The 14,522-nt window shown below is 45.4% G+C and carries 18 protein-coding genes; 12 read left to right on the top strand and 6 right to left on the bottom strand.

All coding sequences use genetic code 11. The annotated features are described in order from the left end of the window. The first annotated feature begins 1 nt into the window (after position 1). Together C12CBH8_RS10135 and C12CBH8_RS10130 are read left to right on the top strand one after the other, a co-directional pair. A complete protein-coding gene (locus tag C12CBH8_RS10135) occupies positions 2–1,417 on the top strand; it encodes a relaxase/mobilization nuclease domain-containing protein (protein ID WP_002578499.1) in 1,416 nt (471 codons plus the stop codon). A gap of 284 nt (positions 1,418–1,701) precedes the next feature. Further along, positions 1,702–1,998 carry a hypothetical protein gene (locus tag C12CBH8_RS10130; protein ID WP_002576327.1) on the top strand — a complete coding sequence of 99 codons (297 nt, stop codon included), beginning with the start codon at positions 1,702–1,704 and terminating at the stop codon, positions 1,996–1,998. 80 nt (positions 1,999–2,078) lie between these two features. Here C12CBH8_RS10130 and C12CBH8_RS10125 read toward each other — a convergent pair whose 3' ends face one another. After that, positions 2,079–2,438, bottom strand: coding sequence for a helix-turn-helix domain-containing protein (locus tag C12CBH8_RS10125; RefSeq protein WP_425330774.1), 360 nt, complete (start codon positions 2,436–2,438; stop codon positions 2,079–2,081). 159 nt (positions 2,439–2,597) lie between these two features. On the opposite strand from C12CBH8_RS10125, the gene C12CBH8_RS12005 reads away from it, so the two are divergent. The 10 genes from C12CBH8_RS12005 (at position 2,598) to trxA (ending at position 10,746) form a co-directional block, all read left to right on the top strand. Further along, a complete protein-coding gene (locus C12CBH8_RS12005) occupies positions 2,598–2,795 on the top strand; it encodes a helix-turn-helix domain-containing protein (RefSeq protein ID WP_009246557.1) in 198 nt (65 codons plus the stop codon). Then, complete coding sequence (gene bcrR / locus C12CBH8_RS10115; RefSeq protein WP_009269230.1) at positions 2,785–3,399, top strand: bacitracin resistance transcriptional activator BcrR; 615 nt, start codon at positions 2,785–2,787, stop codon at positions 3,397–3,399. Before C12CBH8_RS12005 ends, bcrR begins: the two co-directional genes overlap by 11 nt. A gap of 180 nt (positions 3,400–3,579) precedes the next feature. Continuing rightward, positions 3,580–4,497 carry a bacitracin ABC transporter ATP-binding protein BcrA gene (gene bcrA / locus C12CBH8_RS10110; RefSeq protein ID WP_002576324.1) on the top strand — a complete coding sequence of 306 codons (918 nt, stop codon included), beginning with the start codon at positions 3,580–3,582 and terminating at the stop codon, positions 4,495–4,497. Further along, positions 4,490–5,239, top strand: coding sequence for an ABC transporter permease (locus C12CBH8_RS10105; RefSeq protein WP_002576323.1), 750 nt, complete (start codon positions 4,490–4,492; stop codon positions 5,237–5,239). The genes bcrA and C12CBH8_RS10105 overlap by 8 nt, the downstream gene beginning before the upstream one ends. Beyond that, positions 5,239–6,066, top strand: a complete 828-nt coding sequence (bcrD, locus tag C12CBH8_RS10100) for a bacitracin resistance undecaprenyl-diphosphatase BcrD (protein ID WP_002576322.1) — start codon at positions 5,239–5,241, stop codon at positions 6,064–6,066. Before C12CBH8_RS10105 ends, bcrD begins: the two co-directional genes overlap by 1 nt. Positions 6,067–6,233: 167 nt before the next feature. Continuing rightward, entirely contained in the window at positions 6,234–6,704 is a 471-nt protein-coding gene (locus C12CBH8_RS10095; protein ID WP_002576321.1) for an RNA polymerase subunit sigma-73, read from the top strand. Between the two features lie 476 nt (positions 6,705–7,180). Then, positions 7,181–7,411 (top strand): hypothetical protein, encoded by a 231-nt coding sequence (locus tag C12CBH8_RS10090; RefSeq protein WP_002576320.1) that lies wholly within the window; start codon positions 7,181–7,183, stop codon positions 7,409–7,411. 84 nt (positions 7,412–7,495) lie between these two features. Continuing rightward, positions 7,496–8,707, top strand: coding sequence for a tyrosine-type recombinase/integrase (locus C12CBH8_RS10085; RefSeq protein WP_002576319.1), 1,212 nt, complete (start codon positions 7,496–7,498; stop codon positions 8,705–8,707). A 145-nt stretch (positions 8,708–8,852) separates the two neighbouring features. Beyond that, the gene (locus C12CBH8_RS10080; RefSeq protein WP_002576318.1) at positions 8,853–10,064 is read left to right on the top strand and encodes a tyrosine-type recombinase/integrase; all 1,212 of its coding nucleotides are present in this window, start codon (positions 8,853–8,855) and stop codon (positions 10,062–10,064) included. 370 nt (positions 10,065–10,434) lie between these two features. Continuing rightward, complete coding sequence (gene trxA, locus C12CBH8_RS10075; RefSeq protein ID WP_099322732.1) at positions 10,435–10,746, top strand: thioredoxin; 312 nt, start codon at positions 10,435–10,437, stop codon at positions 10,744–10,746. A 346-nt stretch (positions 10,747–11,092) separates the two neighbouring features. Here trxA and C12CBH8_RS10070 read toward each other — a convergent pair whose 3' ends face one another. The 5 genes from C12CBH8_RS10070 to C12CBH8_RS10050 all read right to left on the bottom strand — a co-directional run bounded on the left by C12CBH8_RS10070 (position 11,093) and on the right by C12CBH8_RS10050 (position 14,477). Then, positions 11,093–11,329: a helix-turn-helix domain-containing protein gene (locus C12CBH8_RS10070; protein ID WP_215533158.1), complete on the bottom strand. Its 237-nt coding sequence runs from the start codon at positions 11,327–11,329 to the stop codon at positions 11,093–11,095. After that, complete coding sequence (locus C12CBH8_RS10065; protein WP_099322730.1) at positions 11,326–11,760, bottom strand: RNA polymerase sigma factor; 435 nt, start codon at positions 11,758–11,760, stop codon at positions 11,326–11,328. The genes C12CBH8_RS10070 and C12CBH8_RS10065 overlap by 4 nt, the downstream gene beginning before the upstream one ends. A 488-nt stretch (positions 11,761–12,248) precedes the next feature. After that, the gene (locus tag C12CBH8_RS10060) at positions 12,249–12,896 is read right to left on the bottom strand and encodes an ABC transporter ATP-binding protein (RefSeq protein ID WP_099322729.1); all 648 of its coding nucleotides are present in this window, start codon (positions 12,894–12,896) and stop codon (positions 12,249–12,251) included. Between the two features lie 11 nt (positions 12,897–12,907). Then, complete coding sequence (locus C12CBH8_RS10055; protein WP_099322728.1) at positions 12,908–13,096, bottom strand: hypothetical protein; 189 nt, start codon at positions 13,094–13,096, stop codon at positions 12,908–12,910. Positions 13,097–13,112: 16 nt separating this feature from the next. Then, positions 13,113–14,477, bottom strand: coding sequence for an ABC transporter permease (locus C12CBH8_RS10050; protein WP_215533157.1), 1,365 nt, complete (start codon positions 14,475–14,477; stop codon positions 13,113–13,115). Positions 14,478–14,522 lie beyond the last annotated feature (45 nt).

Here is a 14,522-nt window from a genome sequence, read left to right as displayed (position 1 = left end):
TATGGCAACCACACGCATCATGCCGCTGCATATCGGCAAGGGTCGGACTGAGAGCCGTGCCATCAGCGATATTATTGACTATGTGGCAAATCCCCAAAAGACCGACAACGGAAAATTGATTACCAGCTATGGATGTGACAGCCGCACTGCTGATGCAGAGTTTCTGTTGGCAAAGCGGCAGTATATTGCCGCCACCGGACGAGTGCGCGGTACAGATGATGTGATCGCCTACCATGTGCGCCAGTCGTTCAGGCCCGGAGAGATCACACCGGAGGAAGCCAACCGGCTGGGCATAGAATTTGCCAGGCGGTTCACCAAAGGCAATCATTCCTTTGTGGTCTGCACCCACATCGACAAATCGCATATTCATAATCACATCATCTGGTCGGCGGTCAATATGGATTGTGACCGGAAGTTCCGTAACTTTTGGGGAAGCACCAGAGCTGTTCGACGTTTAAGTGACACCATTTGTATCGAGAACGGACTATCCATTGTGGAGAACCCCAAGCCCCACGGAAAAAGCTACAACAAGTGGCTGGGCGAACAAGCCAAGCCCTCCCATCGGGAACAGCTACGGGTGATGATTGACCGGGCGCTGGAGCAAAAGCCAGCAGACTTTGACACACTTCTGCAACTGCTTTCCGAGATGGGCTGCGAGGTATCTCGGCGCGGGAAAGCAATCCGCCTTAAAGCTCCCGGTTGGAAGAATGTAGCCCGTATGGATGACAAGCTGGGAGCCGGGTACAGCGAAACAGAAATCCGTGCGGTGCTGGCTGGAGAAAAGCAGCACACGCCCCGCAAGAAATCCACCGTGCAGCCGGAGCCACCCAAGGTCAATTTGCTGGTGGATATTCAGGCAAAATTGCAGGCCGGGAAAGGTGCTGGATATGCACGCTGGGCCAAGGTTTTTAACTTAAAACAGATGGCGCAGACCGTGAATTTTCTTACCGAACATCACCTACTGGACTATACAGAGCTGGAAGAAAAAGCGGTGGCGGCTACCGCCCATCACAATGAGCTGTCAGCGCAGATTAAGGCGACGGAGAAACGCATGGCAGAGATCGCCGTCCTGCGTACCCATATCGTTAATTATGCCAAGACCCGCGAGACCTATGTTGCCTATCGCAAGGCCGGTTATTCCCGAAAATTTCGGGAGGAACATGAGCAAGAAATTCTGCTCCATCAGGCGGCAAAAAATGCCTTTGATGAGATGGGAGTGAAGAAGCTGCCCAAGGTCAAAGACCTGCAATCTGAGTATGCCAAACTGCTGGAGGAAAAGAAGAAAACCTACGCCGAGTACCGGCGTTCCCGTGAGGAAATGCGGGAACTTTTGACGGCAAAGGCCAATGTGGATCGGCTGCTGAAAATGGATGAGGAACAGAAAAAAGAACAAGAAAAAGACCACGGCCAGCGGTAAGCCGGTCATGGTCATAAGCGTCCATCGGACGCGTAGCCGCAGAATGAAATTCTGCGTTCAAAGGGGCTTGGGGGCGCTGCCCTCAACAAGCAAAGCAGAGGGGGAAATCACGTCAGGATTTTTCCCTCTGTGGGCCGAGTGTATTAACACCGGCATTGCTTGCCACTTTTGTTCGCAAACAATATCCGTATCCTTTACACGATGATTTACTTTTATTATCATAGTCGTAATAAGTATATAAACTACTTACATATAAGCACCTAAAATATGAAAGGGCTGATAAAATGATGACCTTTGAAAAGGTTTTAGAAGTATTCAACGATTACCTAAATAAAGATAGTGTTTTGGAGGTGGTGAACACTAAGCGAGGATACACCGTTATGATTTGGGATGAAAAAGATGAGCAATGGTTTGGTGTGGAACATTGCAAAGCCCCCGAGCTTTTACGGGATGCCTTACTTGATGGCTATCGTGATTTTTTAGAGCAACAACTTACTCATAACCGCAGGAGTTTAACCGAAACAGAAATCTTAGATATTCAAAACCGATGTGAACAGCTTTATGATTTGTGTGGAGAATAAAAAAATAACCTAAAAAGTGCGATAGCCTGTGTAGGTGTCGCACTTTTTTCAGTTGGCTTGGCTTACGAAAACAGCGTTAATTATTCCGCAGTTTCTCTTGCCTTTTTCAAGCCTTGAGCCGTAGCTTCCATCACGATAAGCTCCTTTTCTTCCATATCATTCAACAGTACATCAACTTGTTTGCGGCGATTGTTGTCGCCATCTTCATTGCATGGAAAAAAGAACTGGTCTACAGAGATGTCAAGCAAGGTAGTAATGAGATAAAATTTGTTAAGCCTTGGGTGCTGCCCCCTGTTCTCTATATACATAATAGAGCGTGGCGTAAGGTCTACCAGTTGGGCAAGATATTCCTGTGTCCACCCTTTTGCTTCCCGAGCTTTTTTTATCGCTATACCTAACGGCTTAAAATCAAGTTTTCTTTCATCTTGGTACATTTTAATATCATCCTATATCATTGTACATTTCGGGTGATGATATTTGAACGAAGTATGATTTTATGTTTAGTAGTGTATAATTTCGTATTAGTGGAGAGAAACTTGCTATTATTCGTCATTCCGTATATAATAATTATATACTCTTTGCGAAAGGAAGTTGATATTATGAATTACATTTCTGTGAAAGCCGCTTCTGAAAAATGGGGCATATCGGAAAGACGGATACAAAAATTATGTGAGGAAAATCGCATTGACGGAACTGAAAAATTTGGTCGTGCATGGATGATACCAAAAGATGCAGAAAAACCCGTTGATGGACGTATGAAAACAAGGAACAAACAGGAGGAGAATCATGGAATTTAATGAAAAGCTACAACAGCTTAGGACTGGAAAGAACTTAACGCAGGAACAACTTGCGGAGCAATTATATGTATCAAGAACAGCCATTTCAAAATGGGAAAGCGGCAAGGGTTACCCTAACATTGAGTCGCTCAAGTGTATTTCTAAATTCTTTTCTGTGACCATAGATGAACTGCTATCGGGCGAAGAACTGATTACACTTGCCGAAACTGAAAATCGTTCCAACTTGAAAAAAATTTACAGTTTCATTTATGGAATATTAGATATGATGGCGGTTACTTTTATACTTTTGCCGTTGTATGGTAACCTTGTTGACGGATATATTTATTCTGTCAATCTACTTTCATTTACAGACACTACCCCAATATATCTTGCAATCTATTGGATTGTTTTTATTGTTTTGATTGCACTTGGGATAGCGAAACTGATGTGTGTTTGTTTTGAAAAGGAATCATGGAGCAACATAATCACAAAATGCTCTCTCGTGCTGAGTACGCTTGTTATCTGCTTCTTCGCTGCGGCAAGACAACCCTATGTAACCGCCCTTATGTTTCTGCTATTTGTTGCTAAAATATTTGTCTGGATAAAGCAAACCCAAACAAAGTAAAATGCCATAAACCCTTTAAAATAGGCTCTGACACGATAAGTGTCGGAGCTTTTTTCGTGCTGACATCTATTGTGTCGGCATTGTGACGGTAGATTTCTTGGCTTCTATGCAATACTCGTGGATAATAAGATTGTGGTCAGCGAAAACAAGAACAGCAACCCACGGAAAGGAGAATCAAATATGGATTATATCATTGAAACAGAAAATCTTACGAAGCGATACGGAACAGCCACCGTTGTCGATAAGGTAAATCTTCATGTGCCAAAGGGCAAAATTTATGGTTTGCTCGGCAGAAACGGAGCAGGCAAAACCACAGCAATGAAAATGATGTTGCAGCTTGCTTTCCCAACGGAGGGAACGGTACGCTTGTTTGGCACAAACTATAAGGAAAATATCCATACCCTTTATAGCAAAGTAGGCTCTATTATCGAAACACCGGGATTTTACAGTAATTTAACAGGGTATGAGAATTTGCAAATTCTCGCTAAACTGCGAGGGGGAGTATCTAAAAGTGGAGTAGAAAAAGCTCTTGAAGTTGTGGGGCTGCATAAGGAGAAAAGAAAAGTCTTTTCCGATTATTCCCTCGGAATGAAGCAACGGCTTGGTATTGCCGCCGCCATTATGCACGAGCCGGAGCTTTTAATACTTGACGAACCGATTAACGGACTTGACCCCATTGGAATAGTTGAAATACGCTCATTTTTATCTGAACTTAGTCACAATCATGGCATTACCATTTTTATCTCAAGCCATGTTTTAAGCGAGATTGAACAGATAGCAGATATTATCGGCGTTATGCACGAGGGGCATTTAGTAGAGGAAGTGAATATATCCGAGCTTCACAAAAGGAATCGAAAATACATTCAATTTGATTTATCTGACAGTGAGATAGCCGGAAAGATTTTAGAAAACCACTACCACATGACGGATTTTACAGTGCAGGACGGTACGGTGAGAATTTATGACTTTAGCCAAAGTGTTGGAGAAATCAATCGAGAATTTGCACGAAATGGACTGCTCGTGACAAGGATAAATGATAGTGAGGAAAACTTAGAGGACTACTTTTCTAAACTGATTGGAGGTGGCGGTATTGCTTAATCTTATTTCTTGTGAATTATTAAAACTAAAGCGTTCAAAAATGGTGCTAATTAGTGTGGCAGGGGTATTATCTACCCCACTTTTGATGTTAATAGAAGCCTTGCAAACACATTTTGATAAGCCGGAGATTATCTTTACCTTGTCTGACATATACAGCGACAGTGTACTGTATATCATGCTGCTGGTAAACATTATGATATATGTGGCAATTGCAGCTTACTTGTTTAGCAGAGAGTACACAGAAAGCACCCTCAAAACCATATTGCCCATACCCATTTCAAGGACAAAACTATTAATTGGAAAATTTTGCACCCTGCTTCTTTGGATTGTTATGCTAACCCTTGTAACATGGGCAGGTATATTTATCGTTTGTGGGCTATATGACGCTGTCTTTACATTGGAGGGATATAGCTTACTAGTGGCAATAGTATGGCTCCCCAAGTTTTTGTTTGGCAGTATCCTGATGTTTTTAACAGTTTCTCCTTTTGTGTTTGTTGCTATGAAAACAAAAGGATTTGTCGCCCCGATGATTGGCTCTGCCGTGATTGTCATGGGAAGTGCCGCACTTTCAAATCAAGAATGGGGAGCGTTGTATCCGTGGACAGCCACCTATTTCTTGGTGCAGGGTAAACTTCAGAGTACCGGCTATCCTACACTGCTGTCTGTATCTATTATTATTCTTGTATCAGCAGTTGGTTTTCTTATGACCTTTCATCATTTTAAAAAGGAGGATTTGAAATAATGGTACTTGATTTTATAGAAATTTTAAAAGTTATTTTTCTTGGAATTGTTGAGGGTATTACTGAGTGGCTACCTATCAGCAGCACAGGACATATGATTCTTGTGGACGAATTTATCACACTTAATATGAGCGAAGCATTTAAAGAAATGTTTTTTGTTGTTATTCAACTTGGAGCTATACTCGCAGTGGTTGTAATGTTTTGGAACAAGATGTTTCCCTTTCAATTTAAGAACAAAGCACAGTCAATTGTTAAAAAGGATACTTTCTCGTTGTGGTTCAAGGTTGCGGTAGCTTGTGTACCGTCAGCTATTATGGGGATTCTATTTGATGATTATTTGGATGCTTACCTCCAAACCCCCATTGTGATTTCAATCATGTTAATCTTTTATGGTTTGTTATTCATTCTCATAGAAAATTGGAATAAAAAGCGTACTCCTACTACTATGGCACTTTCTGACATCAGCTATAAAACAGCAATCTTGATAGGGGCATTTCAAGTGTTATCACTTATACCCGGCACATCACGGTCGGGAGCAACGATTATAGGTGCTTTACTCATAGGAGTTTCACGAGTGGCAGCAGCAGAGTTTACTTTTTTCCTCGCAGTACCTACTATGCTTGGAGCAAGTGCTTTTAAGCTGTTAAAATTCGGGTTTGAATTTACAAGTGCAGAACTGCTCGCTCTTGTTCTCGGTATGGCTGTGGCATTTGCGGTATCTGTCTTAGTAATTAAATTCCTAATGAACTTTATCAAAAAACATGATTTTAAGGTGTTTGGTTGGTATCGAATTGTGCTTGGTATACTTGTTGTACTTATAAAATCTTAATAATGCGTTTTCTTTGTGCGCGAATAAAAATGCCAGCTGGTCCTTAAGATCAGCTGGCATTTTTGTTTCTGGGGATGGAAAACAACCCAGAGATTCTCGTTGTCGATCTCCTCCTGATTTTAGTTTGCATGGTGAATTTTGCAAATTGAATCTACAGGAGGTTAATAATGGGATTTAATTATGGATATGAGAAAAAGAAGTTTGATAGTAGATGGAAGCGTTTAGAAGTTGAGTATTGTGATGCAGGGATGAGCGAAGAACAGATTGCTGCCATGAAAGAATATGACTGGGCATGGTTTTGCAGTCAAAGGGTTTTTCAAAACCATACGCAACCAATACCTTGTGAACAATATGATGAAGTATGTGGTCAATCACAGCTGTTCCGAAAGTTTGCATCGTTATCTTATCAATGGGATGTTGATAAGATTGATCAAACGCGATATGGATGGTTGGCTTCGGTGGAAAACGAACAACTACTGTTGAGATTGAAGAAGCTGTCGAAGAAAGATTTGGAGCTATTGACATTACTTTTTGTGGATGGTTATCGTCAAATTGATGTAGCACGTCTTTGGCATTGTTCCAGAAGTGCTGTTGCACAAAGATTTAAAAAAATAAAAAAATTTTTGAATAACACTTAACAAATGAAGCGTATCAGTGCCTACCCATTGAGGGAAGAACATTCTCCCAATGTGGAGCTTGACAATTTCATAGACGGCATTTCCGGTACATAACCTATGTACGAGCGAATCAGGCACGCCGCGAAGATGGACAGCCCCAGGAGGTGATGAATAGGACTGTTCCGAGCGATCCACGTCAGCCTGATACCCGAAAGTGGCATTTCAGGGCGCGATGACTGCATAGGGGTTAAAGATACTTCCTCACGGCCTCCTAAAGACTTGGGGGGAACTCTGCGGCGCACGAGTAAAACGACGCTGTGGAGTTATGACAGCCGCGCCAGCGGAGACCGGAATGTCCCCATCGCCAGGGGTGCGTGGCAAATGTGGCGAGTAAATTTTTCAAAGTCAGATACCATGCGCTGGCAGCTTCGGTTGCCAGCGCATTCATGTGATTTTGAAAGCAACAACCACATCTTTGACAGAAAGGGGGACCACCTATGGAAAAATTGATTTCGCGGAAAGAGGCTGCCAAATTACTGGGGATTAGCATTGCCACTTTGGATGCAGCTCGAAACAGTGGGCTAATTTCCTATGTTCAGTATGTGCAAAATGGTTGCGTGTACTTTACAGATGCTGGCCTTCAGGAGTATATCGCAAAATGCACCCATCGTGCAAAGCCAGTGGAAAAAAGCGCTACATACCGCAAGCTGCGAAGTGTCCGAGCTTGAGCTGTTCCGTATCCTTGCTGGAACCTAATATGTCTGATAAAACAAAGGTACAGCGCTGGACATTATTCTTAGGAGGTGACGGAATTGGCAAAAAGAAAAAGGGCAATTCCTCAATATGGTACGGTCGTGCTTAACGGCATTGAATATTATAGAACCAGAGTCGAAGATTCGGATGGAAACAGAGTGGCGCTTTATGCAAAGACGCCCGAAAAGCTTTATGACAAGGAACTGGAGGCGTTAGAGCAGATTGACAGTACTACGTTTCGTCGAAGATCGCCTACGGTTGCTGAGTACTGTGAGAAGTGGCTGCTGATGCAGTCCGTCCATGTTCGGGCCACCACCTTGACAGATTATACCTCTAAGGTGCGGCGGCACATTATTGGAGGGCTGGGAGACAAGAGAATGGCTGATGTATCCCTGGATGACATCCAACTTGCCCTCGTACCTGTTTCCAAGAAGTCGGCTTCGGTTTATAAGTCTGTGGTGATTCTCTGCAAGTCCATTTTCCGGGCGGCCAAGGAGAGCCATGTGATTGACGAGGACCCGACCATATACCTGGATGCAAAGGGAGGAGTTCCCCAGGAAGAAAGACAGGCATTGACGGATGAACAGGTTGAGCGGCTTTTGGACACGATCCGGGATTTGCCGCCCTATGTATTTGTGATGATCGGTTTATATGCCGGTCTGCGCCGGGAAGAAATCCTGGCGCTGCAATGGGATTCTGTGTATCTGGATGCAGAGGCTCCGTACTTAACGGTACGGCGGGCATGGCACACAGAACATAACAGGCCGGTCATTCTTACCGAGCTAAAGACCAAAGCGGCACAAAGAAACATTCCTCTCCCGGTCTGTCTGGTTGAATGTCTGAAAGATGCAAAGAAAAAATCCACTTCGGATTATGTGATTGCCAATCGGGACGGTGATCCGCTATCCTATACACAGTTTAAGCGGCTGTGGCAGTATATTGTGACGCGGACTGCAAAGCCGAGAATGGCCAGAAAACTTGTGGACGGAAAGTATGTAAAATATATGCTTTACCCGAAACTTGGAGAAAAAGCCAGGAATAACGGCCATGTGGTATATAGCCTGGATTTTGAAGTGACACCGCATCAGCTGCGGCACACCTACATCACCAATCTGATTCATTCTTCGGTGGACCCCAAAACGGTACAATATTTGGCGGGCCATGAAAGCAGCAAAATCACGATGGACATTTACGCAAAGGTCAAATACAACAGGCCGGATGATCTTGTCAAAGCAATGGGCTGTGCCTTTGACTTATGGGACGCTGTGTAAGTTCCGAACAATTCAGAAAATGAAGTAAGAGCGAGACAAGGATGTCTCGCTCTTAGTTTTTCCTTGGCCGTATCTTTGATTCAATTTGAAATCTCTGATAAAAAGGAGGTGTAGATACATCACCACGCGAGAAAGGAAATTAATTATGGCAAAGAAGAAAAAAAACATACCTCAATATGGAACCGTCACACGAAAGGGTGTCCTGTATTACAGAACCCGGATTCTGGACGCAGACGGCAAGCAGGTGAGCTTGTATGGGACTACCTGCGAGGAACTGTACGATAAAGAGCAGGAGGCGAGACGCCAGGTAGCGGAGATCATCTTCCACCGGGAGCATCCTACTGTGGCCGAGTATTGTGAGAAGTGGCTGTTGATGCAATCCGCAAAAGTGTCGCCGGCTACACTGAAGGGCTACGCCTCCAATATGAAGAACTACATTATCAAGCCTTTGGGAGATATGTATATGGAGGAAGTAACAGCGGATGATATTCGTCTGGCGCTGATCCCATTGTCCAATAAGTCCGAGAGCCTGCACAATACGGTGAATATGCTCCTCAAGTGCATTTTTTACTCGGCAGAGCGGAGCCAGTTGCTGGAATACAATCCGTGTGAGGGGATTTCGGCAAAAGGAGGGAAACCGACCCAAAAGAAAGATTCGCTGACAGACCAGCAGGTGGAAGTGCTGCTGGAAACCGTCAAAGGACTTCCGCCGTATCTGTTTACCATGATCGGCTTATATGCCGGTCTGCGCCGAGAAGAAGCTCTCGCCTTGCAATGGGATTGTGTGTTCCTCGATGCACCCACTCCATATATCTCTGTGCGGCGCGCATGGCGATCAGAGCATAACAGACCGGTTATCTCTACAACGCTTAAGACGAAAGCAGCAAGAAGGGATATTCCCATTCCCAAATGCCTTGTGAATTGTCTGCGGGAAGCCAAGGCTGCCTCCAAATCGGAATATGTGATTGCCGATAGTGAGGGACAGCCCTTGTCATATTCGCAGTTCAAACGTGTCTGGCAGTACATCGTTGTTCGGTCTACCAAGGAGCGTACCTATTATAAGTATGTGAACGGACAGAGCATCAAGTACACTGTTCAGCCGAGTCTGGGAGGACATCAGAAAAACAATCCCAACATTGTGTATAGCCTGGACTTCGATGTGACACCGCACCTGCTGCGGCATACCTACATCACCAATCTTCTGTATGCAGGTGTTGACCCCAAGACGGTCCAGTACCTTGCCGGACATGAGAACAGCAAGACAACTATGGACATCTATGCAAGAGTAAAGTATAATAAACCAGAACAGCTATTCGATGTAGTAAATTCTGCATTTCATCAAGCTGTCCCCTCGTAAAAGTGGCCTGTTTTTTGGTTAAGGAATAGGACAACCGAGGGGCCGAGGCTCAAAAAAGCCCGGAATATCAAGGAAAATCATCGCTCAGACGATTGAAATACGGCCTCAAAGGCGCCCGCCGTGCTCCTCAGTTCTCCAAACGTTAACAGGAGACATTTGGAAAATTTCGATCTTGCATATGCAACAATGGCGTTTTGCCATCAGGTCCCGGATTTTTTCCGGGACCTTTTTGCATTTCATAGATCCCAATAAAACCACTGTTGAAAATCCTAGACAAATAGTGTGATATAGTCACGGAAAAGACGGCAAAATCAGGGTATACTAAATCCATTAAATCAAAACATTCCATCAATTGAAAGGAGAATGCAGCATGTCTGTTGTTTCTGTGAATAAAAATAATTTTGATCAAGAGGTACTTTCCTCAGCACAGCCGGTACTGGCTGATTTTTGGGCTTCCTGGTGTGGTCCTTGCCGGATGCTCTCCCCTATCGTGGACGAAGTCGCGGAGGAAAAGAGCGGTTCGGTCAAGGTCGTCAAGATCAATGTGGATGAAGAGCCGGAACTGGCACAGCAGTATGGCGTTATGAGCATCCCCACCTTGATCCTGTTTAAGAACGGCCAAGTGGTTAGCACTTCTGTGGGGGTTCATCCCAAGGCCGACATCTTAAAGATGCTGGGCTAATATATTACACAACACAATAAAAAAGCTCCTGCCTTGGAAGAACATCGATAAGGAAGTATCAAAAACACACTAACTTAACGGCTGACAAACGAGGTTGCTAAAATGAACCGGCGCGCTGTTTTGCAATGAAATGGCATGCCGGTTTTCTACGCATTTCACACTGCATTGGCGATGGTAAGAATGGTAAGATACTTCCGGCTATCCAACCACGCCAGAAAGTCCCCGTAACATCGGGCGCAAGCAGATTTCTGCTTGCATCCGCTTGATTACCATACAGCAAAGACGGAGGAAGCCGTCAAGGGCGCGGAGCGTTCATCTTGACCCTTGGCGGCTTCCCTTGTCTTTGCTATTTCCTGTTTATGATGGCTTCTACCAGTTTTGCCTGCAACCGATGTTTTATGTGCTCGTCCACACGCACATGAGGCGTACCGTCCAGATCGTAGAGCGTCCGGGTACACAACTTGTTTATATACCCGTCATAGTATCGTAAGATGCGCTCCATTGCAAGCGGATCACCAGCGCGGGCCTCTGCAAAGTCAGACAGGGGCAGAAGCACCCTGCCGTGGAATGTGGGCTGCTTCATTTTGCGTTCCTTCCTCCGTTGCCCTCCAATCTCTGCCGCAGTTTGTTCAAAGTCTTTGTGCGGTGACGCTGGACGGCGCTGCGGGACATCCTCACAAGGCCGCCGATCTCGCCGTCCGCCATAGCCGCGACGAAGCGCAGAATTAAAATCTGCTGTTCCTGCTCCGGCAAAGTAGCAAAGGCTCCGGCCACCAGTTCGTCCCGGATATGTAGGTCATAGCCAAAGGCCGAGAATGTAAAGCTGTCGCTGGGGTATTCATCCAGCGTACAGAGTCTGTCCATTTCCGCCTGCGGCAAGGTGTCCAGCGGCTTTTCCCGGTCACGGCGGCGGGCCAGCTCCGACAGGTATTTTCTGGCCTTGTTGCGTAAAACCGTTTTACAGAAAGTATCCAGCCGGTTCCGCTCCACATACTCAAAGGTGTATTCGTTCATCTTCTCACCCCCAATCTGCGGGAGAGTGAAAAGATAAAGCTGCTGATACCACTCCTTTCACTGGCAGCAATATAGCGGCCCCGGCCCGCACCGAAGAACCGCAAAAAACAACAAATTTCGCCCGGCAGGTCATAGACCCACCGGGTGAAAGAAGAAACAATAGGCAGTTGATTTACATGGTATAGTTCATATTCGTGGCCGCGCGTCCCCGTTGCCGGGGACGGGCTTTTTTTAACGGTACATACCCCGTCGTATTCTGTCGAAACGCTTTTTGCTTCATGGCGGCTCCCTCCGTGGGCCACCGATCCTACGCCGGGCAAAAGGAAAGCGGCGGCTTTGATTTGTTCAAAGCCACCGCAAAGTAAAATAGGCGTGTCAATACGGCTGCTGCACGATGGCTTTTTTCTTTTGCCGTTGTCCGGCAGATAACCACTATGTCTTTCAACTCAGACACATTAGGAAAGACAAATCTTTCAGTTGCAAAAATATTATGAAGATTTCCTGTTTTGTTCCAAGCTCAATTCACCTTTTTTCAATCGGAATACCATATCCGCCTGTTTTGCCAACTCGTTCGAGTGGGTGACTACTACCACACATTTATTCATCTGATGTGCGCTCTCTTTAAGGATTTCTGTAATGTCCTGAGCGGTTTCTTCGTCCAGATTGCCAGTAGGCTCGTCAGCCAAAATCACCGGAGTTTCGCTGGCCAGTGCCCGCGCAATGGCTACACGTTGCTGCTGGCCACCGGAGAGCTTCAACACGTTTCGTCTTGCTTCTTCCTTCGTCAACCCCAGCCGTTCCAGAAACGGAAATGCCGGTTTTTTGGAAATCAGCCGGACATTCTCCTGCGGGGTCATATAATCAATCAGGTTGTAGCTCTGAAAGATAAACGAAACATTCTTTTTCCGGTGTCCTGCTAATCCGGACTGTACAATATCCTTCCCTTCAAACAGAATACTCCCGCTTGTGGGACTGTCCAGACCGCCCAACAGGGAAAGGAGCGTTGTCTTGCCGCAGCCGGAGGGGCCGAGAATGGCATACATCTTTCCGGCCTCCATCTGCGCGTTGATCCCTCTTAACACCTTCTTCTTTTTGTCATAAGAGTATGTTAGGTTTTGCAGTTCCAAAATTCCCATAGAGGCACCTCCTATTCACCTTCGGGCACAAATTCATAGTTAAAATCATAGTCCTTTACTTTATCCGGTACCTCATAATCTATTATGGGCGCACCAGACTGCTCCTGCGTTTCGTCCGCTTTGTTCTCCTGCTGGGTGCACCCAGTGAACAACAGTACCAGAAGAAAGAATATGGGAAACAATTTCCATGCTTTTTTCATATCGTTACCACCTTTCTCAACTCATTTTTGATAGAATCTCTCGCGGTTTCAACCGCATTACGGAAATCGAGGAAATTCCAGCGGATACCGTTACAATTCCGATCCCAAGCAGGAATAGAAGCCCCATTTCCTCAAACTGTACGCGAACCTGTAATTTAGGGGTTTCTATTTTCTGATCTTCTGTGTCTGTTCCGGCTTCACCACGGCTTCCGGTAGATAAGCCATTCTCCTGCTGCACCTCGGTTACAGCCTGCTCGGATTGCAAGACGTTTCCCATCTGCCCCGCAATGGCACTGGCGGAAAAATAAGAAATGGAAAATGCCAGCACTGCTATGAGTAAAACCTCGGCAATATACTGTCCTAAGATCGACAACTTGCTGATCCCCACAGAGAGCAGTACGCCAGTTTCATGGATTCGGGTTCTGGCCCACATGGTTAGAATGAGCGAGAGGATGGCAATGCTAACAATCAGCACGACAATCAAAATGGTAGATACCAGCTCCGATAATTGTTCCAAAGAGGACGCAGCTTTTTCATAGCCCTCGTTGTCAACCAGAAAAGAGAATCCCTTCCAGTCCACACCGGAGATGCCCTTTACTTTAGAAATGATTTCCTCCATGTTCTGCGGATCGTCTACTGATACTGTCAGCTCATTAAATCCTTGGATTGCAGGGCCATTTTCATAAGCCACTAAAGCGGCAAGATCGGTGATAATGAGATTTTGTATTTTATCGTAGGTTGTCACCTGATCGTTGATGCCTTCGATTTCTCTTGGAGAGAACAGGCCCACAATTTCAATCTCCACGCCTTTGTCCGTTTGGATTTTATCGCCAATTTTCAGGCCATTTTTATCAGCAAGATCTTTGCTGATAAGCCCCTTGTTTTTATCGTCCGGCAGAATATGCCGCCCCTCTGTCAGCGTAAGCTGCCCGGAAGTAAACCGGGTAAGCTCTTCGCTTTTCCATGTGCTTAGTATTTTTGAGGATTCACGAAATTCTTCCTCAATGGGGATATTGCCAGTGAACAGTTTCAGAGAAGGGAAAGCCGCCAGCCCCTCCACCGTGGCGCCGCACTCCTTGATCCCCTCAATTCCCCGGATTTGCTCTACCAGCTCCGGGCTGATCTGTTGGGTGGAATACATCAGGGTTCCGCCATTCACGCTTTCCACCTTCAAATAGGGGTTGTTCTCTGTGTAGTCAAAGCCGATAAGGAAACTCCCACCGAGGCTTTGCCTCAAATCACGCTGGGCAGATTTAGAAGCGTTTCCAAGAGCCAGAGCGGTCAATACAAAGGTTGCCATCACCAGCAAAATAATAAAGAGAAGAATACTTTTGCCTCTTTTGCGGATGATGTACAGCCATGCTCGATTCATAAAATTCATAGAATGGCCTCCATTTCATTGGGATATGTGTTGCAACGCTGATAG

It is taken from the genome of Solibaculum mannosilyticum, from assembly GCF_015140235.1.
GTDB lineage: Bacteria > Bacillota > Clostridia > Oscillospirales > Acutalibacteraceae > Solibaculum > Solibaculum mannosilyticum.
This window is presented reverse-complemented; position numbering and strand designations above follow the sequence as displayed.